This window comes from Erythrobacter sp. SN6-5 (assembly GCF_057364945.1).
Window position 1 is genome coordinate 2,703,079 of sequence record NZ_CP200282.1, and the last position, 26,070, is coordinate 2,729,148.

Annotated in this window: 25 protein-coding genes and 2 pseudogenes; 16 read left to right on the forward strand and 11 right to left on the reverse strand. The window is 58.4% G+C overall.

Going from position 1 to position 26,070, the window contains the following annotated elements:
• Positions 1-24: 24 nt before the first annotated feature.
• The 8 genes from AC0V6Z_RS13465 to AC0V6Z_RS13500 form a co-directional block, all read right to left on the reverse strand.
• Positions 25-369 carry a hypothetical protein gene (locus AC0V6Z_RS13465; protein WP_472638952.1) on the reverse strand — a complete coding sequence of 115 codons (345 nt, stop codon included), beginning with the start codon at positions 367-369 and terminating at the stop codon, positions 25-27.
• Positions 353-856: a hypothetical protein gene (locus tag AC0V6Z_RS13470; protein ID WP_472638953.1), complete on the reverse strand. Its 504-nt coding sequence runs from the start codon at positions 854-856 to the stop codon at positions 353-355. Before AC0V6Z_RS13470 ends, AC0V6Z_RS13465 begins: the two co-directional genes overlap by 17 nt.
• Positions 857-1,077: 221 nt before the next feature.
• A complete protein-coding gene (locus AC0V6Z_RS13475) occupies positions 1,078-1,467 on the reverse strand; it encodes a hypothetical protein (RefSeq protein ID WP_472638954.1) in 390 nt (129 codons plus the stop codon).
• 3 nt (positions 1,468-1,470) lie between these two features.
• Positions 1,471-2,466: a hypothetical protein gene (locus tag AC0V6Z_RS13480; RefSeq protein ID WP_472638955.1), complete on the reverse strand. Its 996-nt coding sequence runs from the start codon at positions 2,464-2,466 to the stop codon at positions 1,471-1,473.
• 209 nt (positions 2,467-2,675) lie between these two features.
• Positions 2,676-3,113 (reverse strand): hypothetical protein, encoded by a 438-nt coding sequence (locus AC0V6Z_RS13485; RefSeq protein ID WP_472638956.1) that lies wholly within the window; start codon positions 3,111-3,113, stop codon positions 2,676-2,678.
• 85 nt (positions 3,114-3,198) lie between these two features.
• Positions 3,199-3,951 (reverse strand): ABC transporter ATP-binding protein, encoded by a 753-nt coding sequence (locus tag AC0V6Z_RS13490; protein WP_472638957.1) that lies wholly within the window; start codon positions 3,949-3,951, stop codon positions 3,199-3,201.
• Positions 3,948-4,952: a FecCD family ABC transporter permease gene (locus tag AC0V6Z_RS13495; protein ID WP_472638958.1), complete on the reverse strand. Its 1,005-nt coding sequence runs from the start codon at positions 4,950-4,952 to the stop codon at positions 3,948-3,950. The genes AC0V6Z_RS13490 and AC0V6Z_RS13495 overlap by 4 nt, the downstream gene beginning before the upstream one ends.
• Positions 4,949-5,851: an ABC transporter substrate-binding protein gene (locus tag AC0V6Z_RS13500; RefSeq protein WP_472638959.1), complete on the reverse strand. Its 903-nt coding sequence runs from the start codon at positions 5,849-5,851 to the stop codon at positions 4,949-4,951. Before AC0V6Z_RS13500 ends, AC0V6Z_RS13495 begins: the two co-directional genes overlap by 4 nt.
• Positions 5,852-6,035: 184 nt before the next feature.
• Between AC0V6Z_RS13500 and AC0V6Z_RS13505 the strand changes: the two genes are divergently transcribed.
• From AC0V6Z_RS13505 to AC0V6Z_RS13580, 16 genes and pseudogenes are all read left to right on the forward strand, one after another.
• Complete coding sequence (locus AC0V6Z_RS13505; protein ID WP_472638960.1) at positions 6,036-7,265, forward strand: cell wall hydrolase; 1,230 nt, start codon at positions 6,036-6,038, stop codon at positions 7,263-7,265.
• Positions 7,266-7,461: 196 nt separating this feature from the next.
• Positions 7,462-7,809, forward strand: a complete 348-nt coding sequence (locus AC0V6Z_RS13510; RefSeq protein WP_472638961.1) for a hypothetical protein — start codon at positions 7,462-7,464, stop codon at positions 7,807-7,809.
• Positions 7,810-7,873: 64 nt separating this feature from the next.
• Positions 7,874-9,856 carry a putative bifunctional diguanylate cyclase/phosphodiesterase gene (locus AC0V6Z_RS13515; protein WP_472638962.1) on the forward strand — a complete coding sequence of 661 codons (1,983 nt, stop codon included), beginning with the start codon at positions 7,874-7,876 and terminating at the stop codon, positions 9,854-9,856.
• A 368-nt stretch (positions 9,857-10,224) separates the two neighbouring features.
• Positions 10,225-11,187, forward strand: a complete 963-nt coding sequence (gene mdh / locus AC0V6Z_RS13520) for a malate dehydrogenase (RefSeq protein WP_472638963.1) — start codon at positions 10,225-10,227, stop codon at positions 11,185-11,187.
• 93 nt (positions 11,188-11,280) lie between these two features.
• A complete protein-coding gene (locus AC0V6Z_RS13525) occupies positions 11,281-11,583 on the forward strand; it encodes a hypothetical protein (RefSeq protein WP_472638964.1) in 303 nt (100 codons plus the stop codon).
• A complete protein-coding gene (locus AC0V6Z_RS13530; RefSeq protein ID WP_472638965.1) occupies positions 11,580-12,200 on the forward strand; it encodes a hypothetical protein in 621 nt (206 codons plus the stop codon). The genes AC0V6Z_RS13525 and AC0V6Z_RS13530 overlap by 4 nt, the downstream gene beginning before the upstream one ends.
• Complete coding sequence (locus tag AC0V6Z_RS13535) at positions 12,197-12,877, forward strand: hypothetical protein (RefSeq protein ID WP_472638966.1); 681 nt, start codon at positions 12,197-12,199, stop codon at positions 12,875-12,877. Before AC0V6Z_RS13530 ends, AC0V6Z_RS13535 begins: the two co-directional genes overlap by 4 nt.
• A 29-nt stretch (positions 12,878-12,906) precedes the next feature.
• Positions 12,907-13,434: a hypothetical protein gene (locus AC0V6Z_RS13540; protein WP_472638967.1), complete on the forward strand. Its 528-nt coding sequence runs from the start codon at positions 12,907-12,909 to the stop codon at positions 13,432-13,434.
• Positions 13,435-13,526: 92 nt separating this feature from the next.
• Entirely contained in the window at positions 13,527-14,417 is an 891-nt protein-coding gene (sucD, locus tag AC0V6Z_RS13545) for a succinate--CoA ligase subunit alpha (RefSeq protein ID WP_472638968.1), read from the forward strand.
• A gap of 96 nt (positions 14,418-14,513) precedes the next feature.
• Positions 14,514-17,347 (forward strand): annotated as a pseudogene (locus AC0V6Z_RS13550) (2-oxoglutarate dehydrogenase E1 component).
• Positions 17,348-17,357: 10 nt separating this feature from the next.
• Entirely contained in the window at positions 17,358-18,602 is a 1,245-nt protein-coding gene (odhB, locus tag AC0V6Z_RS13555) for a 2-oxoglutarate dehydrogenase complex dihydrolipoyllysine-residue succinyltransferase (RefSeq protein ID WP_472638969.1), read from the forward strand.
• A 116-nt stretch (positions 18,603-18,718) separates the two neighbouring features.
• Positions 18,719-20,122, forward strand: a pseudogene (gene lpdA / locus AC0V6Z_RS13560) (dihydrolipoyl dehydrogenase).
• Positions 20,123-20,317: 195 nt separating this feature from the next.
• A complete protein-coding gene (locus tag AC0V6Z_RS13565; RefSeq protein ID WP_472638970.1) occupies positions 20,318-21,292 on the forward strand; it encodes a serine hydrolase domain-containing protein in 975 nt (324 codons plus the stop codon).
• A gap of 99 nt (positions 21,293-21,391) precedes the next feature.
• Positions 21,392-22,738, forward strand: coding sequence for an amidase family protein (locus tag AC0V6Z_RS13570; RefSeq protein WP_472638971.1), 1,347 nt, complete (start codon positions 21,392-21,394; stop codon positions 22,736-22,738).
• Positions 22,739-22,760: 22 nt separating this feature from the next.
• Entirely contained in the window at positions 22,761-23,468 is a 708-nt protein-coding gene (locus AC0V6Z_RS13575; protein ID WP_472638972.1) for a PepSY domain-containing protein, read from the forward strand.
• Positions 23,465-24,118: a trimeric intracellular cation channel family protein gene (locus AC0V6Z_RS13580; RefSeq protein ID WP_472638973.1), complete on the forward strand. Its 654-nt coding sequence runs from the start codon at positions 23,465-23,467 to the stop codon at positions 24,116-24,118. The genes AC0V6Z_RS13575 and AC0V6Z_RS13580 overlap by 4 nt, the downstream gene beginning before the upstream one ends.
• A 46-nt stretch (positions 24,119-24,164) precedes the next feature.
• On the opposite strand, the gene AC0V6Z_RS13585 is transcribed toward AC0V6Z_RS13580, so the two are convergent.
• The 3 genes from AC0V6Z_RS13585 to AC0V6Z_RS13595 form a co-directional block, all read right to left on the reverse strand.
• Positions 24,165-24,965, reverse strand: coding sequence for a hypothetical protein (locus AC0V6Z_RS13585; protein WP_472638974.1), 801 nt, complete (start codon positions 24,963-24,965; stop codon positions 24,165-24,167).
• A 152-nt stretch (positions 24,966-25,117) separates the two neighbouring features.
• Positions 25,118-25,669 (reverse strand): hypothetical protein, encoded by a 552-nt coding sequence (locus tag AC0V6Z_RS13590; protein ID WP_472638975.1) that lies wholly within the window; start codon positions 25,667-25,669, stop codon positions 25,118-25,120.
• A 154-nt stretch (positions 25,670-25,823) separates the two neighbouring features.
• Positions 25,824-26,024, reverse strand: coding sequence for a hypothetical protein (locus AC0V6Z_RS13595; protein ID WP_472638976.1), 201 nt, complete (start codon positions 26,022-26,024; stop codon positions 25,824-25,826).
• Positions 26,025-26,070: the final 46 nt, after the last annotated feature.

Below are 26,070 nucleotides of genomic sequence, written 5' to 3' on the forward strand. Positions count from 1 at the left end.
TGTACTCAATGAGAGTGCCTGCGCTTAGGCAGTTTGTGCATCGGCAATCACTGGACATGGCCCATCTGGTTCGCCGCAGGTCAGCAGCTCAACGAATTTCTCCGCATTGATCGCCACGTCGTCTGGGCCGATTTGATCAAACGGGTCTTCCAAATGGCTTTGGATGTTATCGAGACCCGTCAGGATCACCGCGAACAGCACCGGCATGACATAGGTCAGGATCGGGGCTTCATATTCAATCGCCTGATGCGCGAAATACGGGCCATAGATGATCGGCAGTATGATTATGAAAAAATCGCTGAAGGCGCTGAGCGTGCGCGGCGTGCGATATTGATAGATATGCTTCACGCTTTCAAACGCGACGATCATCTTGGAAAGATATTGATTGCAGCGGCTGCACTCGCCAGAGGCCAGCCCCTCTGCCCGCATCCGCTTTACGAATTGCGACAGTTCCGAAAACGCGGCGTAAATCGCCTGCTCGCGCGTCGAGCATTTCTGAACGTTCGCCTTTGAACATATCGCGGCAACCGGTCAGCAAACGCGCCAGCGCACCTTCGAGATGCTTGATCCTGTCTTCGTTTTCCTCTGGAAGCCAGTCGCGCGCGGCAAAATAGATCGCGCGGCCATGGGCCTTGATCGTGCCATAATCATCCAGCGCCGCCTCGCGCCGTTTGTACGCATGACCAATGGAGAACACGATTGGGAAAATCACCGCGGTCGAAATGATCGTCAGCGGGTAATCGGCAACTAGGTTTAGTTTCAGCGATAACCATGTGGCGAAGATCGCAAGGATCGCGACGCCCAAGGTCTTCCAATTAACAATCAAACCAATTCTTGAAATACGTTCGAGCAGCACGAGCAGCCCCCTATTGTCCGTTTGTGGCGGACTTTAGGGGGAAGAGCTTGAAACATGGTTAAGCGCAGGTTGAGGCAGGCCTATGGGCGGCATGCTGTTGATTCCAGCCAACTTGATTCTTGTCTCCAACCGCGACTGACTGGCCGCCTGTACTGCCTGACCGAAATGTCACCACTCGCCCCCGAAAGCCGACCATCGGCTCACGACCCAGAAGTTGCCGTTCAAAAATGATTGGCTTCACCCTTACCTTTGAACGTAATCGTGCGTGTCTGGACCGAAAACCATTGGCCTGACTTCTTGATTTCAAATAGCGAGTTGAATGAGAACAAACCTGGAAGTGGATTTGGTTGGTACAAAATATCATGACCGTCCAAGCGCATCTTGTAACCGTCTGGCGTGACAAGACCCATTTCCTGCAGCTTGACCGGACCATATCGGACTTCTTTTGGTTGCTTCTCATCTGACCGCCAATCGTAGTAAACTGGCCCCCAGCGATTGTAGACCAACACGCCGGGAATAGAGCGCGACGAATCAAATCGGCCAGCAATGATGTCGAATGACTGCAGTTGCGCCAAGCGATCACGGCAATTTGATTCTCGCTGTTTCCGCATGTGCTAACTCTGTTCGGCTGAGAGTGTGTGAAAGCCGCCAGGGTCCGGACGGTCATATGGCACACTGGTGATCAGCGGACGGCCGCTCAAGATCTCATCCAACGCCTCAGTCACACAATCATGAGTAATGGCGCTTGGATCGCCACCAAGGTTGCTTTTAGGAGCGGAAACCTCATCAAACGCAGCAACATTGGGGTCGGTGAAATCGCTTTTTTCGTCATAGACAAAATCACGCTCTAAATCGGCACGATCAATCATGAATTGACGCGCATATGCATTCAGATCGACAATTGGCACTTGATAAAACGAGATGAACTGGTTTCCGGGACCGTAGTAGCGGCCCCCTCGGTTATACCGCCAGCCTTTGCCACGGTTCTCAGGCTCAACCCATGGGTTGGGAGCATAGGGAGTTGCGTGAGGCTGCCTCAGCACATCTTCAAAATTATCCGGATGCGACCCTAGCGGCAAGAGATGAACTTGGCTTCTCTTTATCTCAAGCCGCGCCTCTGGCTGCTCATAGTAAGCGGGCGAAACATAGGCCTCGATCGACGTGGCATCGGGATACGCATCAGACCAGATAACGTAGGGTATCGCCTCAATGGTCTTCGGAGCCTCCCAACCTTGTTGATACCCTTCCACCTCATTGTAAGCCCGGTAACGCTGACACACGTCGGGAATGCGTACGAGGACTTGGCTCCCATCACTCATCTGCTGTGCAACAGTCATGGGGTGCTGCGCACGAATGCTAAAGCCGGTGGATTGCCCTAAACTGCCACCCGAGAATGATTTTATCGGGCAATACACCATTTGGTCGAGCTTTACCGTTTCGCCCTGGTAATCGCCTTCAAAAGTGTAGCGATACCACATGGAATCTGGACTCGAGGCATCAGCAATAGCTTGGGCAGCGCGCTCTTCCGGTGTGGGCGGTGTTGGCCCACAGGCCGAAATCGTCAGCACTGCCACTGCGAATGTGAAGGCTGTACTAGCTTTAAGCCGCATTTGTGGATCATCCCTAATCGCTTGCGCGACTACGATAACACAGGATTTCCTTGCGACTGGTAAAGCGATCAAACGTGACGTTTCTAGGAGCGAGATAGATGGCGGCAGTCACATGACCGCTTTCACCCCCATAGACGGTCATTTCGCAGCTGCGATGAGTCACCCGAAACCAGACACGCGCGTAAAGTTGGCTGGAACCAGCAATGTGCTTAGGAGGGCGGCGGGATCTGAAACGGCCTGCGTACGGACCCGCTCAAGCTTGTGCGAAAGATCGGAATGTCCAGCGCCTTTCCATCGCGGCCAATCTTTTCCAGAACACCGAGGACATAGCCCTCTGCTCCGTCAAAGATTTGGACCGAATGGCACGAGGTGGCGTGGGCCGGGATCGCTAGCTTCTGCCCCTTCATTTTGCCTTCCGTCACCTCAACGACGTAGAAATTGGGCCAAAGCTTGTTTTGCTCGCCCGCGCGCTCGCCGGAATAACGTATCTTGAAGACGTCGCCCTTGGCCCCCTCGCCCTGTTCCGGCTTCTCCGCCATCACCGGGTAGATCACGGTTTCAAACTGCGGGCCTCGACACGCATGGGCCGGAGTGGATGCAGCGGCCAAAACGGCCACGACGCCAAATGCAATTGGAAAACTCTTCATACCCACTCCCTGGCAAAATGCTCTGATGCAATGCGCGCTAAAGACCCTTTGCTGACAGGGGCTTGAACCGGAATGCAGCTGAGGTTCAGACGGTGATGAGTGCTCTGGTGCCCGGTTCGCCGATCCACTTGGTTTGAACGCCCCAGCTTTTGGCAATCGTCTCGCTGGTCAGCGCATCTTCTGGCGCACCATCTGCAACAAGCTGCCCATGATCCAGCACCAGCACGCGGCCCGCATGGTTCATCGCTTGGGCTAGATCATGCACGACCAGCACAACGCCCTTACCCGCCGCCGCTGCGGTCCTGAAATGCTGGATCAATGCAGTCTGATGCGCCAGGTCGAGCGCGGCCAAGGGTTCATCGGCCAGGATCCATTGCGGTTCTCCGGCGAGCACTCTGGCGAGCAAGACCCGCGCCTGCTCCCCGCCGGACAATTTGCTGGCGGGGCGGCGGCGCAGATCGCCTAGCGCCAGCGCATCAATGGCTCGCTGGATGGCGTCTTCACCGCGCTGGCTGCCCCCGTCGCCGCGCGGCATACGGCCCAAAGCTACGATGTTCTCAACCGCGACATCCCAAGCAATTTCAGCGGATTGGGGGAGATAGCCGATAGCTTTGGCGCGGTCCTTTGGATGCAGCGATGCGATGTCGCGCTTATCGAGCGAGACCCCGCCAGCCATCGCGGGGAGCAATCCGGCGAGCGTCAGTATAAGGCTCGATTTGCCTGCCCCATTCGGGCCGCAAATCGCGGTGATCTGCCCCGGCAGCAAGGTCGCGGCGATATCATCAAGCACGAGCGCACCTGAGCGAGTCACAGAGAGATCATGCGCCTGCAAAATCATAGGATACCCCGGCGCATCTTCAGCAGCAGCCACAGGAAGAACGGCGCACCAATCAGGGAGAGGGCAATGCCCAAACGCAGTTCTGTGATCAACGGCAGTACGCGCACCGCACTATCCGCCACCAGCACCAGCAATGCCCCGGCGAGCGCGCTGGGCAAGATCACACTGGAAGGCATGCGGTCCGTCATCGGGCGCACCAGATGCGGCACGATCAGACCGACAAATCCGATAATTCCCGCGACGGCGACCCCTGCTCCGACCGTCAGCGCCACGCCGACCACCAACAGGCGCAATAGCATACGCGGATCGACGCCCATGCTCCACGCCGCATCCTCGCCCAGGGTCAGCGCATCGAGCGAGCGAGCGGCAGCAGACAGCACGACCAGGCCGACCGCGATCAGCGGGCCCGCGATCATCACCTCTCGCCAAGATCGATCGGTCAGCGCGCCGTTCAGCCACAGCACAATCTCCGACAGGGCAAAGGGATTGGGCGCGAGCGTAATCGCCAATGCCGTCACAGCGCCAGCGAGGCTTGCAATCATCAGGCCTGCAAGCGTGAATAGCGCGAGGCCTCCGCCGCGCCCGGATGGCGTCCTGCCTGCGATCAGCGCGAGCAGAGCCATGCCTGCCCCGGCACCGATCAACGCAAAGACGGGAAGTGTCCATGACGCCAATGCACCGGGCAGCACCGCCCCGAACCAGAAGCTTGCGACCGCACCAAGCGCCGCCATGGGCGCAATGCCAAACAGGCCGGGATCGGCCAACGGATTGCGCAAATAGCCCTGCATCACCGCACCTGCCGCGCCGAGGCCAGCACCAATCGCAATCGCGAGCAGTCCGCGCGGCAGGCGCAGCTCCATCAGGATCAACGCCGCATTGCTGCCAATCTCAGTAAGCGCAAACGGATCAATCCAAACCCGCCCCGCCAGCAATGACAGCGGCAAGGCGAGCACCAAAAGTGCGCCAAAGATCAGAGATGCTCGGTGCGCCGCGATGTTCACTGATAAGCCTTGCTGGTCAGATTTTCACGGATTTCACTGAGGCGCTCAGCGGCATGGATTATCGTCGGCCCTGCGCAATAAAACAATTTGGGGTCAAAGGCTTCCACCTGAGTTCTGGTAAGTTCTTTAAGTAGAGGATGACTTTGCCCCGCGCTGTTTCCCGCGACCAGAACCAACTCTGGCGGATCTGACAGCAGACCCTCCAATGAGACATAGTCCGCTTGGCCTAAGCCCCGTGCGGCGCTGTGATTGGAAAAACCGGTTTCCCGCATCAGATAGCTGACCAAAGTGGCCTCGCCCGGCACGATTTGCCCCGGTTGCCATAGAACGGCGGAAGCCATGTTCGAGCCGGAAGGCGGCGCAGCATCGGCAAGTGCACGCTTGATCTTCGCGATCAGCTCTTCACCGCGCCGTGGATGCCCGGCCAGCTCCGCGAGCCGCTTAATCTGCGCAAAGCTCTGCTCCGGATCGGAGGCAATACCAAACGGCTCAATCGGAAACCCTAGATCAGTGAGGGCGTTGCTGCTCGGAGGCGCGGTAAACTCGCTCGCGAGCACAATATCGGGATTGAGCGCAGCGACCTCTTCCACCGTCCCGCCCGTGAAAGCGAATTCACTCGCTCGAGCCACGTCAATTGAGCTGGAGTTTGGATCGCGGCTGTAATGCGACAGTGCCAGGATTTGCTCCGGATCAGCGACCTCGATCAGAATTGCATCGATACATGGGTTTAAACTTACAAAAGAGGGGTTTGCACTCGCCATCTCTGGCATATTCATCGGCCCGTTTGAGCCATCATCTGATGGGGTGTCCGGCACACTGCAGGCGGCAGCAAGCGCGAACAATGCCGCCGCCGACCAAGCCTTTCCTGCGGCCATCGCGGCCCGCGCATTCCCACCCAAAATTCTGATCCTTATCCCTCGTTTGCAATGGGATAGGCGGCTCTACGCGTGGCTGCAAGATACGGCGAGGCGTCCATCCCAAGGCACGAGTTAATCCGGGTTAACAATGTGTTCGGTTTCGGGACGGTGGAATTCCTCGGATCGCAAATTGCCGCCACGCGCCCTAAATCCGGCGCTGCGCACCATGTGGACCCTTTTCCAATCTTCTGACCGGCAAAAGCCGATTTGTCTGCCGGACCGTTCCGGCGGTGACCCTCCCCTACCCGCGCCCAAATTGCCGATGAAGCGCCGCCTGATGGTGCTGATCGCGGCGATCGCGGTGCCCGCTATGGCGGCACCTGGCGACTTTGGCGCAATTGCGGGTGACGCGCCGACCGACGGCAGCGACGCACCCTACATCGCCTATGAAAACGTGCCGGTGATGCCGTTTGAAACGCCTGGCGGCAGCTTCCCCGGCTCTGCGTTTTACTATCTTGCCGATCCGCCGAGTGAGGCTCTTGTCGCTCTGCCCAGCACGGACCCGCTCGACACCAGCGCAGATGGCCGCGAACTGGGCGAGCTGATCAATGTTGGCCCCGCCGCCAGCCCCTTTGCGAGTTTCGCGGGCAGCGCCAGCCAATCACGCGCGCAAACCTGCCTGGCACAAGCCATCTATTACGAGGCAACGAGCGAGAGCGAAGCGGGCCAACGCGCGGTTGCGCAAGTTGTGTTGAACCGTGTGGCCCACACCAGCTGGCCCGCCAGCGTTTGCGGAGTGGTATTCGAAGGCTCTCAGCGGTCAACTGGTTGCCAGTTTTCCTTCACTTGCGATGGCAGCATGCGCCGCACACCCAGCGCCAATGGCATGGCCCGCGCGCGTCGGGTCGCATCAGAGGCTCTTTCCGGCAGCGTCTATGCCCCGATCGGCCACGCGACCCATTACCACACGCTTTGGGTCAATCCTTACTGGGCAAGCTCGCTCGATCACGTTGGGACAATCGGCGCGCACCGTTTCTACAAAAACCGCGGAAATGCCGGAAAGAAAGGCGCTTTCACCCAAAGCTATGCTGGCTATGAGCCGGGTGTGAGCGCCTCTGGAGCAGCCCCGGTTGTGGCTGGCACCACTGCCCCGCGAATTGAACCTGCAGCAGTGAGCGCAGTGCCCACGCAGCGCGGCGGAACGCGCGCAACCTTTACGCCGGGTCGTCCGGCCAGCGGTGCTGCAAACAGCAAGCCTGCGACGCCTGATGCAGCGCTGGCGGACCAGAACCTGCGCGGAGCCGGTCAAGTGAAAGCGCCCTATTCGAACGCGGGCCAATGGAAAGACAGCGCAGGCGCAGCCTTGGCCGCGAAAGAGGCGGAACGTTTGGCTGCAGAACGCATAGGAATTTCGGCCGAGGCAATCGAAGCCGCCCCACAAACTTCAGGCAAATGACGACTTTCGCGCTCTCCGAGGCGCATCACACAACGCGCAATTTCATTTCACCTAGGCGCAAGTTAACACGCCAGAAACCTTGTCTTCACACGCCGCTTTAGCGCCTTTCGCTTTAGAGCAATTTTCGTGATCAGACTTGAGGCGCGCCGGGATCGACTGCGCGCTAACAAGCGCCAACAGGACGGAAATTGCCCGAATGACCATTCACTTTGCCGCAGCGCGCACCCCTGATTGCTCGCCGGTTGCCCGCGCTCTGGCGCGTAGCGACCGCACGGCTGCGCCTGCCAATGACAACGGAAACCAGACACCGGGCGAAGAGATTTTCAAGGCGTCGCTGCGCCACTTTGCAGAGCACGGACTGGGCGCTGCACGGGCTGCTAGGGCTAAGGCGCAAGAGGCGTTTTTCGCTGGCGATCGCCAGGCCTATGATTGGTGGCTGGGCATCACACGCACGCTGGATCATGCGGCTCGCAGCCCAGCTGGACCAGCAGGAGGCCGAGCCATCAGAGGCATCGGAGCTCAATCCCGTCGCGTAAAATTCTGAAATCGCGAGACATAAATTTGGTAAGTAGAGCATTAACCTTGCCTTGACCTATTTTGGCTAACCCATGCGTATGTCAGGCAAGGTCAGCCCACTTTCCAAAATTCGTCACGCCATGCGCGTGCAAGAAAACTCAGACACCCTGTCTGAGCGCGTTCGGCGGACACTGGTCAAGACGCTCTACACACAGCCCGCCAGCTTGGCGATCGGCGCGTTCAACGGTATTGCCTGTACCGCAGTGGCGGCATGGGTCGCCGATCTTGAAATTCTTTACGTCGGCTGCGCTGTTCTAACGGTCATCGCGATTGCCCGGCTCATTGCTGCATTGGGCCTCTCATCCGACGAAGACCGCACCAGCACGCGCCGCCTTGAGCTGGTTTATGAAATTGGTGCTTTCAGCTACGCCTTCACCATTGGCCTGATTGCTTCACTTACGATCTGGTTTGAGGCTAGCGCCGAGGTTGAAGTGCTGATGATCGCCAATGCGCTGTGTTACGGCACAGGGATTTGCGCCCGCAATGCTGGTCGGCCAACCATTGCTTTGGGTCAATTGGTGTTGGTTTGTGCGCCCATTATGGTCGTTTCGCTGCACGCTGGCACGCTTGCGTTCATGGCTCTGTTTATCAACATCTTCCTGCTGATCCCGGCGATGATGTCGATCACTTTCAACGTCTTTAAGGTGCTGCGCGACTCCATCGCCTCAGCCGAAACCAGCGCGAAGCTCGCCGAAAAAATGCAAGTTCTCGCCCGCACCGATGTGGTGACAGGTCTCGCTAACCGCGCTGGGCTCAACCACTCGATGGTTGAAACCATGATGACGGTGAACGAAGACACGCAGCTTGCACTGTTCTGGATCGATCTGGACCGCTTCAAGGAAGTGAATGACCTGCTTGGCCACCCTATCGGTGACCGGGTTCTGACCGAGGTTGCCAGCCGTCTGCGCGAGGTGTCACCCGATATGGCCACCGTATCACGCTTTGGCGGGGACGAGTTCATCGTCTTCTGCCCGGTTGATTGCCGCTTGGATGCAGAACGGCTCGCCAGTGAAATCCATGCAGAGATCATGCGCCCGGTGCGCGTTGATGGCGACCGCCTCGAAGTGCGGGCATCAGTCGGTGTCGCTCTGCTACCGGATGATGGCGCGGACGCTGACAGCTTGATGCAATGCGCTGACCTTGCCCTGTATCACGCGAAGGTGGGCGGGCGTTCGCAGACACAATTCTTCGATCAATCCATGACCCGCGACCTTGTGCGCCGCCGTGAAATCGAAGGCGAGCTTCGCACCGCGCTACAACGTGACGAGTTGTCGATCTTCTACCAGCCGATCATCGATTTGGAGACGGGCAAAATCCGCGCCTTCGAAGCTCTGATCCGTTGGTTCCACCCGGAAAAGGGCGAACTGCGGCCAGATGAGTTCATCCCTGTGGCCGAAGAGACTGGGGTTATTGTCACTTTGGGCAATTGGATCACGGCGCAGGCTGCGCGCACAGCCGCGCAGTGGCCTGAAGACATCTCACTCGCGGTGAACCTGTCGCCATTGCAGATTCGTGCCCCCGGCGCGGCGCTGGCGATCCGCAACGCTTTGCGCGAAGCAGGCCTTGATCCCTCACGGCTAGAGCTGGAAGTGACCGAGAGCCTGTTTATCGAAGACAATCACGCAACCGGGAATTTCATCGACGAATTGTCGTCGATTGGCGTCCGCTTTGCTCTCGACGATTTCGGCACTGGCTATTCCTCGCTCGGCTATATCAACACCTTCCCGTTCAAGAAGATTAAGGTTGATCGCAGCTTCGTCTCTGGTCCCAATGTTGGTCGCCGTAGCGATGCGATTATCAGGGCCGTGGCCGAAATGGGTTCAACCTTGGAAATGGATATTGTGGCCGAGGGTCTTGAGACCATTGAACAGGTTCAGGCCGTACGCGCCGCCGGGTGTAATATGGGCCAGGGCTTCTATTTCAGCCGCGCCGTGCCAGACTATCTCGCCGCTATGCTGTTGGAGCAAGAGCGCGAAGGCGAAACACCGATGCAGAGCAAGCGCATCACCGGCTAGCCCGCTTTGTGAACGTTGCGCCTAGCTCCGCTGTTCACTACGCCTTTTCCCTGAGAGACAACTGATCGCACAACGACTAGCAATGCTGCTCGCATGCCCCTTTTCGTTGCCGAGCGATTTAGGGGCACCGGAGGCGCGGCCGAAGAGCATCATGCGGCTTGCCCAATTCCGCACTATTGCTACTGCGAACTATTCACAAAAATAGTTGCGACATCAAGACCTTTGCCGGTTGCAATCCACTATCCGCAGGATTAATCCAACTTCCGAAACGCAGATGCATCAGCTGCTCGGGACGGTCGCTGCGCATCACACATGCAACATCTTAGCTTTCGTCCCGCCGATATCTACAGAAGGGTTTTTGCAAGAACATGGCACGCAATAAGATCGCACTCGTCGGCGCCGGAATGATTGGCGGCACTCTCGCCCACCTCGCAGCGATGAAAGAAATGGGTGACGTTGTCCTGTTTGACATTGCAGAGGGTATGCCTGCGGGCAAAGCGCTCGACCTGTCGCAATCCGGCCCTGTCGAGGGTTTCGATGCGAACCTCAAAGGCACCACCGATTACGCCGATATCGCGGGCAGCGATGTTGTGATCGTTACCGCTGGCGTCCCGCGCAAGCCGGGAATGAGCCGCGATGACCTGCTCGGCATCAATTTGAAAGTGATGAAGGCGGTTGGCGAAGGCATCAAGGCCAATTGCCCAGACGCGTTTGTAATCTGCATCACCAACCCGCTCGATGCGATGGTTTGGGCGCTGCGCGAATTCTCTGGTCTGCCGCACAACAAGGTCGTCGGCATGGCGGGCGTGCTCGACAGCGCGCGCTTTCGTCACTTCCTTGCTGACGAATTTGATGTGTCGATGGAAGACGTCACGGCCTTCGTATTGGGCGGACACGGCGATACCATGGTTCCGATCCTCGAATATTCGACCGTTGCAGGTATTCCTGTGCCGGACCTCATCAAGATGGGCTGGTCCACACAAGAGAAGATGGACGCCATCGTTGACCGCACCCGCAAGGGCGGCGGCGAGATCGTTGGACTGCTCGGCAATGGCTCAGCTTACTACGCTCCGGCGACCAGCGCGATCCAAATGGCCGAGGCCTACCTTAAGGATAAGAAGCGCGTCCTGCCATGCGCGGCCTATCTCGATGGGCAATACGGCGTTGACGGCCTGTATGTCGGCGTGCCGATTGTAATTGGCGCTGGCGGGGTTGAGCGGATCGTAGAGATCGAACTCGACGAAACTGCCAAGGCTGGTTTCCAAGTGAGCGTTGATGCGGTCGAAGAACTGCTTGATGCGTGTAAGGGTCTGGATAGCTCGCTGAGCTAATGCGCTCATGCGCTCCCCTCTTCTCCTTGATTGTTTTTGCAGCGACCGCTCCGGCGCGTGGGTAGTACTGGGCACTGATACAGGAGAGCAAATATGATGGAATTTGACGACTTGGGGATTACCCTCTTTATGCTCGGCTTTGTTGTTGCGCCGATCATCCTAGGGCTGATTATCCAACGATTTATGAGCGCAAAGGCAGCGTTGATCTCTATCGCTGCGGTGCTCGTCCTGTCGATCGCAAGCCTGGCCATCGCTGGCCTCGGCCCGCATGCGTTTATCCTCATCCCGCTCCTCCCAATGTGGGCTGGATGCATCATCAGCATGATCATCTCCACCATCGTGCTCATTCGTGCGCGGATGAAGAGCAAGGCGGCGGAGGCCAGCGAGACATTGTGAAGCGCGCCCTCCTCCCCTTGATTGCCCTCGCAGCAGCCACACCGGCGGCGGCGCACATTGGCCATGGTCAGGGCGATGCCGCCTATCCAGCGCTCGAAGTGCTGAATGCCTTTCGCGAAGGATGCGGTTCGGTTGAAAACCAAGCGGCGACCGCTGCTTCGCTGACCGCAGCGGATTGGCAAGAGGGTTCCACGTTTGCACCTACCAAGCTCGTCATTTTTCTGAACTTCGCCCGCGAAACTGGTGGATCGGCCGTCACAGAGGCTGGCGGTACCATGAGCGACATGCAGGTCTTTAAAAAGACTGTCGCAGGCGAAGAGCTCTACGTGGTTCTGTCTGAGGTGATGATCGATGGAACGCGGGTCAGCGCCTGCCGCCTGTTCGATATGGGCGAGACGCGCGCGATCCCTCCTGAAACGGTGGCTAAATGGCTGGACCGCGAGCCAACCAAAGCCATCGATCAAGATGGTGTCCAAATCACCGATTGGGAGCCGGGCACTCAGCCTGGTCACGACAGTTTCCAAGTGTTCTACATTCCGCCGGGCAGCCAATTGGCAGACGCCTTTAAATTCGACGGCGTGGCTCTCAAATCAGATACAGTGGGAACTGCGGAGTGATGCGCTTCTTCCCAGTCGCCTTGCTCGCCGCAATTGCCGCGCCTGCCTCAGCGCATGATGCGCCGATGGCACTGGTCGAGGCGACCGACCGGCATCTGGTCGAATGCAACAATGTGGCAGCTTACGAGCCTAATGGTGAATTGCGCCGTGAAGGTTGGACTGAACAGTCAGAGCCTAAACCGTTGATGGCCGAACGGCTAGCAGGGGCGACTTGGGCCGATGACCCAGATCCAACAATACGTGTGTTTAGTGTGAAATTGCATGGTCACGTAATTGACCATTCGATGGCTCGGTGGACATCAGTCGACGGCGAAGAGATGTATTCCTGCATCACCGTTATCGATGATTTCCCGTACATGCCAGACGGCCGACTATTGGGCGGGATACTTGGCGTCCAACCGGATTTTGCCAATACCAACTCGCCCGGCGATTACCGCGATGGTTGGTGGATATGGGAAAGCGTTGCTCCGCAACATCTGGTTACTGGCGCGCGATATACGAACAGTCATTTCGGAGCCGCCAGTATATCGGATTTACCCGACGATGTGCTGTATCCAGGTTTCTACATTCTTACTGAGTTCACCGGATTGGAGGCGTTGACAAAACCTCAAGCCGATCAAGACCGATTGACGCCAGAACAATCCAATTCCGACACCGAAGAAAGCAAACAGCCATAAGTATGCTGAAAGATATTGGGAGACGTAATGTGCTGAATTCCAGAACCATAGTTTTGGCGGGGCTAGCCTTGCTTTCATCGGGTGCCTACGCGCAAGAGCAACTCGATCCAGAAGTGAGCCCAGCCGTAATGGCCACCCATACTTGCGAGCAGCTTCACGCGGATTTTGAAGGCACCAGTGCGAAGCTTGGGTCAGAAGGTTGGACCAAACCTGCCAGTGCAGGCGATAGTGCATTCTGGGATGAACCAGGAGCACTCGCTCTCTCTAAAGAAGGCAAAACACTGTTTTTCATTGGCAAAGACACCAGCATCGGTTCCAAAAGAGAGGGCTTCGGCGGCACTTGCCAAATGGCTATGCCCGGCAACAGCATTATGGCGGCAACTCAGATCGCGGCCTACCTCGATCAACCTGCGTCGGGTTACCGCGCCACCGGCCGCGACATTGCCAACAGCGTTTCCTTTGAGAGAGGCGACACGATCTACGAGGTTGCATCACTCGACGAAAAATTCACCAGCATGCGCATTCAAGTTGGAAAGCAAATTTCCGGCGCGCAATGATGGCGTAGAGCACATCCACAAATCTTCTGGCCATGCTCAACTGAGGTCAGGAATTCATTTCATTCACTTTGCATCAGAGGTTTCGAACCACAATGAGCATTCTCGTAAACAAAGACACCAAGGTCATCACCCAGGGCATGACCGGGGACACGGGCACGTTCCACACCCAGCAGGCGTTGGATTACGGCACGCAAATGGTTGCAGGCGTTACGCCTGGCAAAGGCGGCACGACGCACATTGGCTTACCCAATTTCAACACCGTGCGCGAGGCGAAGGCTGAAACCGGCGCGACCGCATCGTGCATCTATGTGCCGCCGCCCTTCGCTGGTGACGCCATTTGCGAGGCGATTGATGCCGAAGTTGAGCTGATCATTGCGATCACCGAGGGTATTCCTGTGCTCGACATGGTGCGGGTTAAGGCCGCACTCGAAGGCTCCAATTCACGCCTGATCGGACCGAACTGCCCCGGCGTTCTAACACCGGGCGAATGCAAGATCGGCATTATGCCGGGCAGCATCTTCCAAAAGGGCAGCGTTGGCGTGGTCTCACGCTCTGGCACGCTCACCTACGAAGCCGTGCATCAAACCACGATGGTTGGCCTGGGCCAGACCACAGCGGTTGGCATTGGCGGCGACCCGGTCAATGGCACCAACTTTATCGACGTGCTCGACCTGTTCCTGGGTGATGAAGAAACCAAGTCGATCATCATGATCGGCGAAATCGGCGGCAGCGCGGAAGAAGAAGCGGCCGAATTCCTCAAAGCAGAAGCCGCCAAGGGCCGCAGCAAGCCAACCGTTGGCTTTATCGCTGGACGCACGGCGCCTCCCGGACGCCGCATGGGCCACGCTGGCGCGATTGTGTCTGGCGGCAAAGGCGGCGCGGATGATAAGATCGCGGCGATGGAAGCTGCAGGCATCCGTGTGTCGCCCTCACCATCTGAGCTGGGCACCACTCTGGATGCAATGCTTAAGGAAATTGCCTGAGGCGATTGTTGAGGGATATTTCCTCCCCAGGACTATCCCCCAGCTTTGGTAAGATGCTTTGAAGCCGAGAGCGCTCGGTAAAATAGGTGACCTTTGATGGGTAACGAAAGCCAAGATTTCATACCGGAAGTACCGGACCAAGAGGGACCACAGCCTGGCCCTTCGTGGGGCAATGCGCGTTGGCCGCTGAGCGGCGGCGAGGATGCCGATGATCTAACGCAGGCGCTTGATCCGACAGTCATGAAGCTGGCGGTTGAAAAGGCCGCAAAGAAGGCTGGCAAAGCGCTGGATCCGGCAGCGATTGAGGAGGCGGCGAGCCTTTCGATTTCTGCCATGACCTTGGTTCGCCTTTACCGGGTGCGAGGCCATATGGCGGCGGATCTCGATCCGCTGGGCCTCTCTCACCGCGATGTACCGGCTGATCTTACACTCGAATTCCATGGCCTTGCAGGCAAGGAAGATACTCAGGTCTATGTCGGCGGCGTGCTCGGTCTGGAATGGACCAGCGTGCGCGAACTCTACAACACATTGCGCGCGACCTATTGCGGCAAGGTTGGCCTGGAATACATGCACATTGCCGACACTGAAGAGCGGCGATTCCTGCAGGACAAGTTTGAAAGCCCGGGCGAGACGATCCAGTTTACGCCAGAAGGCAAGCGCGCCATCCTGGCGGCGGTGGTTCGCGGCGAACAATACGAAGCGTTCCTCGGCAAAAAATATGTGGGCACCAAACGCTTCGGCCTAGACGGCGGCGAGAGTATGATCCCTGCTCTAGAGGCGGTGATCAAGCATGGCGGCAGCTCCGGCGTGCGCGAGATTATTTACGGCATGGCCCACCGAGGGCGTCTCAACGTGCTCGCAAATGTCATGGCTAAGCCATACAAGGTGATCTTTCACGAGTTTTCCGGAGGCTCTGCCAATCCAGAGGACGTTGGCGGTTCTGGCGATGTGAAATATCACCTCGGCACCAGCACCGATCGCAATTTCGATGGGATCGACGTGCACATGTCGCTCGTCCCCAACCCATCGCACCTGGAAACAGTGGACCCGGTTGTTCTGGGCAAGGTCCGTGCGCAGCAGGCAATCCGGGACGATCTCGACAAGAAGGATCAGGTTCTACCTGTCCTGATCCACGGTGATGCAGCCTTCGCCGGGCAAGGCGTGGTGTGGGAAAGCCTCAGCCTGTCAGGCGTGAACGGCTATGACACTGGCGGCTGTCTGCACTTTATCATCAACAACCAGATCGGCTTTACCACTTCGCCGCGCTTCGCGCGCAGCTCGCCCTATCCATCCGATGTGGCGAAGGGCGTGATGGCGCCGATCCTGCACGTGAATGGCGATGATCCAGAAGCGGTGACTTTCGCGTGTAAACTGGCGGTGGAATATCGCCAGACTTTCAAGCGCGACGTTGTGATCGACATGTGGTGCTATCGCCGGTTCGGCCACAATGAAGGCGATGAGCCGAAGTTTACGCAGCCGCTGATGTATGATGCGATCCGCACTCATCCAAAAGTCAGTGCGATTTATTCAGAACGCTTGATCGGCGAAGGCGTGATCGAGGGCGACACCTTGAAGCAGTTGCAGGACGACTTTGTCGCCGAGCTCGACGAGGAATTCGAGGCATCCAAGAGCTATAAGCCGAATGAGGCGGATTGGTTCGCGGGCCGCTGGGCAGGCCTTAACAAGCCGGTCGATCCCGAATCCGCACGGCGCAATGTCGAAACCGCGCTTGAGCCAAAGCAGTTCGACAGCCTGGGCCGCGTTTTGACCGAGGTTCCGGACGATCTGAACATTCACAAGACCTTAGGCCGCGTGCTGAAGGCCAAAGGCGAGATGTTCAGCAGCGGCGAAGGCTTCGACTGGGCCACGGCAGAGGCGCTTGCCTTTGGCAGCCTGGTGATGGGCGGATACGGCGTGCGCCTGTCCGGCCAGGATTCCGGGCGCGGCACCTTTAGCCAGCGTCACGCGGTGTGGGTCGATCAAAAGACCGAGCGCAAATACATCCCGCTTACCACTCTGCCCCATGGCAAGTTCGAGGTGTATGACAGCACCCTGTCCGAATACGGCGTGCTCGGGTTTGAATATGGCTTTGCCATGGCTGACCCGAAATCACTGGTCCTATGGGAAGCGCAATTTGGCGATTTCGCCAATGGCGCGCAGATCATGATCGATCAGTACATCGTCAGCGGTGAGGCAAAGTGGCTGCGCGCAAACGGCCTCGTCATGCTGCTGCCGCATGGATATGAGGGCCAGGGTCCAGAGCACAGCTCTGCCCGGCTCGAACGCTTCCTGCAATTGTGCGCGAACGACAATATCCAGGTCTGCAACATCACCACGCCGCAGCGAACTACTTCCACGTGCTGCGCCGCCAGATGCTGCGTCCGTTCCGCAAGCCGATGGTTATTATGACACCAAAGAGCCTGCTGCGGCATCCGATGGCCAAGAGCCCGCGCGAGGAATTCCTTGGCGATCATCACTTCATGCGGATCAAATCTGATACGACAGCGATCGATGACAAGAAGGTCAAGCGTCTGGTTCTGTGCTCTGGCAAGGTCGCCTATGACCTGATCGAGGCACGCGACAAGGCAAAGATCAAAGACGTCTCAATCGTCCGCATTGAACAGCTCTATCCGTTCCCCGGCGATCCACTGGCCGTGCGGCTTAAGCGGATGACGGGCCTCAAAGAGGTTGTCTGGTGCCAGGAAGAGCCCAAGAACAATGGCGCATGGTTCTTCGTCGATAATCAGATCGAAGAATCGCTGAGCGCGGCCGGACATGATGGCATGCGGCCAATCTATGCCGGACGTGATGCCTCGGCATCGCCTGCCACCGGCCTTGCCAAACGGCACGCCGAGCAGCAAGAAGCGCTGATCGCAGATGCGCTCGACCTTTCGAATTCATCCAGTAAATCCAGCAAGAAAAAGGCCTAAGGAACCCATTATGGCCCAAGATATTACAGTCCCAGCGCTCGGCGAATCCGTCACCGAAGGCACCATTGGCGAATGGCTCAAACAGCCCGGCGACGCGGTTGCCGCTGACGAGCCAATAGTCAGCTTGGAAACCGATAAGGTCGCCGTTGATGTGCCCTCGCCCATCGCAGGCGTCCTGACCGAGCATAAAGCCGCCGTCGGCGACACGGTAGAAGTCGGCGCGGTTCTCGCGGTGATCGAGGCTGGTGCTACCGCCAGCGCGGCAGCTCCTGCTGCGAAGGCAGACACTCCGGCGTCAGCAGCCAAAGCGGAAGGCTCCGACGATCTGCAAGCCGCCGCGCAAACACTGTCTCCTGCGGTGCGCCGTGCAGTGCTGGAGCATGGGGTTGATCCCTCGACCATCAAAGGCACCGGCAAAGACGGCCGTCTGACCAAGGAAGACGTGCTCGCCGCCGCGAAAGCCAAGGGTGATCCTGCACCAGCAGCCTCCCCTACCCCGGCTGCCGCCGCACCTGCAGGCGCCGCACCTGCAGGCGCCGCCGCGCCAGGCGCTGGCCGCAATGACGAACGCGTGAAGATGACGCGGATGCGCCAGACCATCGCAAAGCGTTTGAAAGGCGCGCAAGACACCGCCGCCCTACTAACCACCTTCAACGATTGCGACATGAGCGCGGTCATCGAGGCGCGCACCAAGTACAAAGACCTCTTCGCCAAGAAGCATGACATCCGCCTCGGTTTTATGGGCTTCTTCGCCAAGGCTGCCTGCCTCGCACTGAAGGATGTGCCATCGGTCAACGCCTATATCGAAGGCGATGAGATCGTCTATCACGACTATGTTGACATCTCTGTCGCCGTATCCGCGCCCAATGGCCTGGTCGTCCCGGTCGTTCGCGATTGCGATAAAAAGGGATTTGCCGGGATCGAGAAAGACATCGCCGATTTTGGCAAGCGCGCCAAAGAAGGCACGCTGACCATGGCCGATATGACCGGCGGCACCTTTACCATTTCCAATGGTGGTGTGTTCGGATCGCTGATGTCGACGCCGATCATCAACGCTCCGCAAAGCGCCGTTCTGGGCCTGCACCGCATCGAGGACCGCCCGGTTGCGATCAACGGCGAGGTTGTGATCCGCCCGATGATGTATCTCGCGCTCAGCTATGATCACCGCCTGATCGATGGCCGCGAGGCTGTGACCGCTCTGAAAATCATCAAGGAAGCGATCGAAGATCCAACTCGGATGCTGATCGATTTGTAAGCAATAGACCAAATCCGTTCGGGCTGAGCCAGTCGAAGCCCCGCTCTTCACTTTTGAGCGACGGACACCAAGTGAAGGACAACCCTTCGACAAGCTCAGGATGAGCGGAGTTACTGATGGCTGAGAACTACGACTACGATTGCCTTGTCATTGGCGCGGGACCAGGAGGCTATGTCGCCGCCATTCGCGCGGCGCAGCTGGGCCTGAAAACGGCCTGCGTTGAAAGCCGCGAGACCTTGGGCGGCACATGCCTTAACGTCGGGTGCATCCCGTCAAAGGCGCTGTTGCACGGTTCTGAACTGTTTGAAGAGGCCGATGGTGGTCACTTTGCCAAATGGGGCATCACCGCCAAGCCGAAGCTCGATCTGGGCGTGATGATTGCGGAGAAGAACAAGGCCGTGGGTGAGCTCACGGGCGGAATCGAATTCTTGTTCAAGAAGAATAAGGTCACCTGGATCAAGGGCCACGCCGCATTTGAAGATGCGCATTCGGTAAAGGTCGGCGACGAGACAGTCACCGCGAAAGACATCATCATCGCGACCGGCTCCTCAGTCACGCCCCTGCCCGGCGTTGAGGTCGACAATGCTGCGAAACGCATCGTCGACAGCACCGGCGCGCTGGAGCTGGAAGAAGTGCCAGAGCACCTCGTCGTCATCGGCGGCGGCGTGATCGGCCTGGAGCTTGGCTCTGTCTGGCGGCGACTGGGCGCTAAGGTCACCGTGATCGAATTCCTGGACCAACTCCTGCCTGGAATGGACGCGGATGTTCGCAAGGAAGCAGGCAAGATCTTCAAGAAGCAAGGCATGGAGTTGATGCTCAGCCATAAGGTCACCGGCGCGAAGGCAACCGCCAAAGGCGTGACGCTCAGCGTGGAGAAATCCGCTGGCGGTGATGAGCAGACAATCAAGGCCAGCCACGTGCTGGTCTCAATCGGGCGCTAGCCCAACACCGATGGTCTGGCGCTTGATAAGATCGGGATTGAAACCAACAAGCGCGATCAGATCGAAGTCGGCCACGACTTCCGCACCAAAGTGGACGGTGTTTGGGCGATTGGCGACTGTGTTCCCGGCCCGATGCTCGCCCACAAGGCCGAGGATGAAGGCATCGCCTGCGCAGAGAACATCGCAGGTGAGACCGGCATCATCAATCACGATGTGATCCCCGGCGTGGTCTACACCATGCCAGAATTTGCCGATGTTGGCATGACTGAGGCGGCTGCGAAAGAAGCAGGCCACACGGTCAAAGTTGGCAAGTTCCCGATGATGGCAAACAGCCGGGCGAAGGCAAACCGCGACACCGATGGCTTTGTGAAAGTCATCGCCGATGCAGAGACGGACCGCGTGCTGGGCGTGCATATCGTTGCCAGCCTGGCCGGCACGATGATCGCAGAAGCTGCGGTTGCGATGGAATTCGGCGCCACGTCGGAAGACATCGCCTACACCTGTCATGCGCACCCGACGCACGCAGAGGCGGTGAAAGAAGCGGCGATGGCCGTGACGGGCAAGCCAATCCACATGTGATCACGAGGATTAAGCGTCTTGCGCTCCTGCTGAATTTACCTATGTGTGTTGATAGTATAATACACCAACACACTGGAGCTTCGCATGCCGCTTAGAAGATCACTTGCTAAATCGCTAAACCTATCCCTTGCCTCACTGGCACTCGCGGCAGTTTGTGCGCCCGCCCACGCGCAGAGCACAGAAGAACTGGCTGCTGTGGTCGAACCTGAAGCAGACAGCGGCGCCTATATGGGCGCGGTCCTCGTCGCGAAGGCCGATGAAGTTCTGCTCAACCAAGCTTGGGGGTCAGCCAACTTAGAATGGGATATCGCCAACACCAGCGAAACACGCTTTCGTATCGGCTCTGTTACGAAGCAGTTCACCGCTGTTTCCATCCTGCTTTTGCAAGAACGCGGACTGATCAATGTGGATGATCCGATCAACAAATACATCACCGATGCGCCCGCGACTTGGGGCGAGATCACAGTGCGAAACCTGCTCCAACACACTTCAGGTTTGCCCAATGTCACTTCATTAGACAGTTTTGGCACACAAAAATTCCTGCCCACGTCTCAGGATGAATTGATCGCGATGTTTTCCGATCTACCGCTTGAATTCGAACCCGGCTCTCAGTGGAGTTACTCCAACTCCAATTTCGTAATGCTCACACGGATCATCGAGGTGGTGAGCGAAACGAGCTATCAAGAGTTCGTCAAGGCGAACCTTTTTGTTCCACTCGGCATGGACTCGACAGGGATTGATCGCAGCTCTGAGATCCTCCCAAAGCGCGCGGCAGGATACTCGCCGTCGTCAAACGGGGTTGTGAACGCTGAATATGTGAACATGGCGATCCCAACCGGTGCCGGAGCGCTCTATTCGACCACAGGCGATTTGCTCAAATGGCAGCGCGGCTTGTTTGGCGGCGCAGTGTTGTCCGAGGCCAGTCTTACTCAATTGACGACCCCCAGCGAGTTTGAAGCGGTCGCAGGCGCAAAATATGCGATGGGCCTTTTGATCACGGACACGCCGGAAGGCCGCTCAATCTGGCATGGTGGAGGGATTGAAGGCTTCAACGCATTCCTCGGCTATAACCCGGACACCAAAACCACTGTCGTAGTCCTTGCGAACTTGAACGGCGGGTCAGCGGCCAAGCTGGGAATGGGATTGCTTCAAAAAGCACGCGGCAACTGAGCATCCTGGCCAATCGCCGCGCTAGATTGCGCTCCCGCAAATACGGCAATTGATCCTGTCCCCTCTCGCCCCTAGAACCGGGCGTGAGGGGATGATCATTTGGCCTATCCAACACTGACCGACAAACCCGGCGCGCTTGAAACGGCTGCTGCCATCCGCGCAGGGGAAATGAGCCCAGCGGAGGCCGTCGACGCCGCGATCATCCGAATTGAGCACTTTGATGGCCATGTAAATGCGCTGGCCGTGCCGGATTTTGAGCGGGCTAGCGAAGCAGCCCGTGCGCTTGACGGGGTGACGCCGCGCGATGATCAGCCGCTGTTTGGCGTGCCGATGACGATCAAGGAAAGCTTCGACATTGCTGGCTTGCCGACGTCCTGGGGTCACACACAATTCGCGGGCAATATCGCAAAGCGTGATGCAAAACTCGTCGCGAAGCTCAAGGCCGCTGGCGTCATCTTCATTGGCAAAAGCAATGTCCCACCCGACCTAACCGATTGGCAATCGAACAACCCGGTCTATGGCCGCACCAACAATCCGCACAATCACGATCGCTCACCCGGTGGATCCTCCGGCGGGTCCGCCGCTGCCGTGGCCAGCGGAATGGTGCCCTGCGAATTCGGCACGGACATTGGCGGTTCCGTTCGCGTGCCAGCGCATTTTTGCGGGGTGTGGGGGCATAAGAGCAGCTGGGGCCTCGTCTCCAAACATGGCCACGATCACCCGGCGATGAAGGGCAAAGACGCGCACGATGGCGCGCTGTCAATTGCCGGGCCTTTGGCACGCAATGCCGATGACCTTGCAGCCCTGATGCGGATCGGTTCCTCCATGCCGCTGCGCGAAAGCGGCAAGCCGCTAAAGCAATGCCGCTTGCTCGCCTTGCTCGATTACCCGGATAGCCCAATCGATGACAGCGTACGTGCGCCGACCGAGGCTGCGCTGAAAGCCTTGGAGGCGGCGGGTGTGACCATCGACCGGAGCAGTGATCTGCTGCCCGACCTGGCTCAGCAGCAGGCGGATTACCTGCGGATGCTGAACACCGCGATGGCGCGCGGGGCGCCTGCGCCCAATGGCAAACGCGCCAGCGCGACCGATTGGTTCGACCTGCTGGATGTGCAGACCCGCAACGAAATCGCTTGGGAACGCGTGTTTGAGACCTATGACTTTATCCTCTCTCCCCCTGCGCCGGTGCTGGCCGTGCCGCATAGGGATGGATCCATCTTTGATGCGACTTTGCACGTCAACGACGCAGAAATGGCTGCAGGCGCTGGTCTCACATGGGCAGGCCTTGCGACCTTCCCCAACCTCCCTGCAACATGTCTGCCCATCGGGTCTGGCACCGATAGAGGCGTCAGCCTGCCCTGCGGAATGCAGGTAATGGGACCGCGCTGGTCCGATCTCGATTGCATCCATGCAGCCAAAGCCATAGGCGAAATTCTACACGGTTAGATTCGCCCACAAAGGAAATGGCATGACCCGCAAGACCTGGATGCAGCGGTTTGCCAAATGGCATGTATGGTTAGGTTGGCTCGTCGGCGTGCCGATTGTGATGTGGACCGCGACGGGTCTGTTCATGGTCGCCAAGCCGATTGAGGAAGTGCGCGGCAATCACCTGCGCATTGAGGCACCGGAACAACCGCTGATCTTGCCCGATAGCGAGCTTGCCACGAGCGAGGCAGCCCTAAAGGAAATGCGCGCCGTGATGCAGGATGGCCGTGCGGTCGCGATCTTGACCGCCCTCGATGGCGCTGTGACCCGGGTCGATATGACGAGCGGCGAGCGCATTGCCTCGCTCGACAGCGCTCAGGCCCACGCGATTGTGGCGAAGCGTATTGTCGGCGGAGACAAAGTGCGCAGCGTCACCTTCTTTGAGGCGAATGAAGTCCCGTTTGATTTCCGCCGTCCAATGCCTGTGTGGCAGGTGGCGCTAGAGGACGGCGCGAATATCTACATTGGGCGCGACACGGGCGAGATCGAGGCGGTGCGCACCATCTGGTGGCGTTGGTTCGATTTCATGTGGGGCCTGCACATCATGGACCTGTCGGAGCGGGAAGATAGCAGCCACCCGATCCTGATCCTATTCGCGGCCTTGGGTCTGATCGGCTCCCTGCTTGGCTCCATCCTGATGTTCCGTCGGCGCAAGAACCGCCGCGGGGCGGAAACAGCGATCCAGTCATGAACGAGGAGATCCTCACCCCAGTCCTAGACATTCTCGACGTCGCCGGAATCACAATCTTTGCGCTGTCTGGTGCGGTTATCGCCGCCAAGGAACGCCAGACGTTTGTCACCATGGCGTTCTTTGCACTGGTCACTGGCGTCGGCGGAGGCACTGTGCGCGACCTGCTGATCGATGCGCCGGTATTCTGGATCACGGACCCCTGGGTCGCGGCGATCTGCCTCACCACTGCCCTGTTCGCCTGGTTCACCCCGACGCGGTTCTGGGAGGGGAAGTTGTTCGATATCGCAGATGGCGCAGGGCTCGCCGCCTATGCGGTGCTAGGCGCGGCAAAGGCCACTGCTTACGGTATTCCACCAGTGCCCGCCGCGCTGATGGGGATCATCACCGGCTGTGTGGGCGGCATCATCCGCGATGTGGTGGCAGGCCGTCCGTCGGTCATTATGAGGCCAGAACTATACGTAACCGCGGCAGCGCTCAGCGCATCTCTAACCGTGGCCGGGATGCTGGCCGCACCGCATTGGGGGCTGCTCAACATTGCCGTGTGGGGCATCGCCTTTGCGGCGGGTTATGCGCTGCGCGTGGCGGCGGTCGTGTGGCAGATATCGCTGCCATCTTACCGAGAGGGTCTCACGAAAAAAGGGACGGGATAACCCGCCCCTTCTATCGAATTTCAGACCTTAACCGTCTGGCTAAGGTTTAGCCGCCGATGTCGCCATCAACGCGGTCGTCAAAGCTTTCGCCCGGCAATGGTCCGCCCGGATAGGCAGGCTGCGCTGAGTTCTCAGGCGTAGCCCGAACCACGGTCGCTTGATAGCGGCTGTCTGGCTCAGACATGCCGCGCGTGCGGCGTGCCTCGGTGTATCGGTCATCGCTCAACTGGCGGTCATCCACATCGCCCGCAGACGCTCCGGAGAAACTGCCGCCAAAATCAACATTGCTGACCCTGCCATCATTGCCGATCTGACAAGTGAAACGATCGCCATTGTAGAGCGAGCCAGTTACCCGCCAGCCCTCACCCGTGCGGTCGACGCTATCCACGCCTTCCACCCGCACATCGCGCTCAATCTGGTTCACACAGCGCGAGACCGCATTGTCGATGCCAGAGCCGCTCTCACTGCGCCTATCGCCTCGGCGACGTTCGCGATTGTCGTAATCCCGCTCACGGCGATCATAGTCGCGGTCGCGATAGCGGCGTTCATTCTTGCGGGATGTCGAGTTGGCGATTGCTGCGATCCCGCCGATAATCACCGCTCCAGCGATGAGATCGCCCACGCCGACACGGCGATGGCGACGGTAGCCCCGGCGATAGCCACGATAACGGCGATAGCGGTGATGCTCGACCGTCTCTGCCTCTGGAGTAAAAAGATCGAACGCAGGAGCGGTGGAAAACGTCCCGCTTGTTAGACTGCTTGATACTGGGCTGCTCGGCAGTTCAGCGGCGCTCGCCGGCTGTTGCTGCCAGAGCGCTTGCGGCGGCCAAACCGGCCAGCACGCCAAGTGATTTCAAATGGGCCATTGGGTTCCCTCCTGTTGCGGATGAGCGTGCCACCAATCGCTCTGATCTGGATACAGGCATAGGCGGCCCAGGCTTACACTTGCCTGAACCGCCCATACATTGGGTGGGTTCGTGTTATTCAATCGTTCTACGATCAACGCAGTCCGCGAATTTTACGGAAGTTGACCTGCGGACGGTTGCCACGCTCCACAAAGCAGGTGAACCTGCCCCGATCTGAGTAGCCCCGGCCATAACCGCGTCCGCCTTCGACCACGATGCGGCCTTTAACCCGGAAGCCATAGCGGGTGCGTTCAACGTCCCGAATGTCGGTCACATCAGCGTAGCGGAAGCCTCCGAAACGGCGTGCCTGACGCTCTGCGGTGCGGACACAGCGCTCTACGGCGCGGCGCGGATTGCCGCGGTTGTAGCTGGCGCGGTGGTTGTAGCCATTGTTGTAGCCACGGTTGCGATCCCCACGATAGCGGCGGTCGCGATAATCGCGTTGTTTGTAGCGGTCCTTCTTGTCAAAGGCGCCTGCCACTGCGGCGATCCCGCCGATGATCAGTGCACCGGCGATCACATCACCTGCATCAATTTTTTTGTCATAGTCGCGCGCTTGCGCCGGAGCTGCTGTTGCCAGGGCCATCGCACCTGCGGCGACGGTCCCGAGCGTGCCCTTGGCCAACATCTTGGTCAATTTCGTCATAGGGTATCATCCTCGGGTTGCGCCGAAACGGGGGTGTCCCGGCTACAAACCCCTTATGGATGATTCGCTATTGTCTAAGCCTGACTGACCTTTGCAGTGATTGTTCAGGTTTATAGCCATTTATCTGAACATCGTATTTTCTACCCTCGGTGGATCAATCCAATTGAGCCAACACATCGCGGGTAAAAGCGGCAATATCGAAGCGCGTTCCGACCATATCCTCGCCCCGGCGCACGATCACGACATTGCGGCTTGGCACGACGACGACATATTGCCCGCGATTGCCGCGCGCGGCGAAGGCGTCGTCAGGAATGCCCTCAAATGCATTGCCCTCTGGCTGAAGCGGAAGGTCCACCAACCTGCCCCATAACCCCAATCTGTGCCTTCTGGCTGCGGTCCGG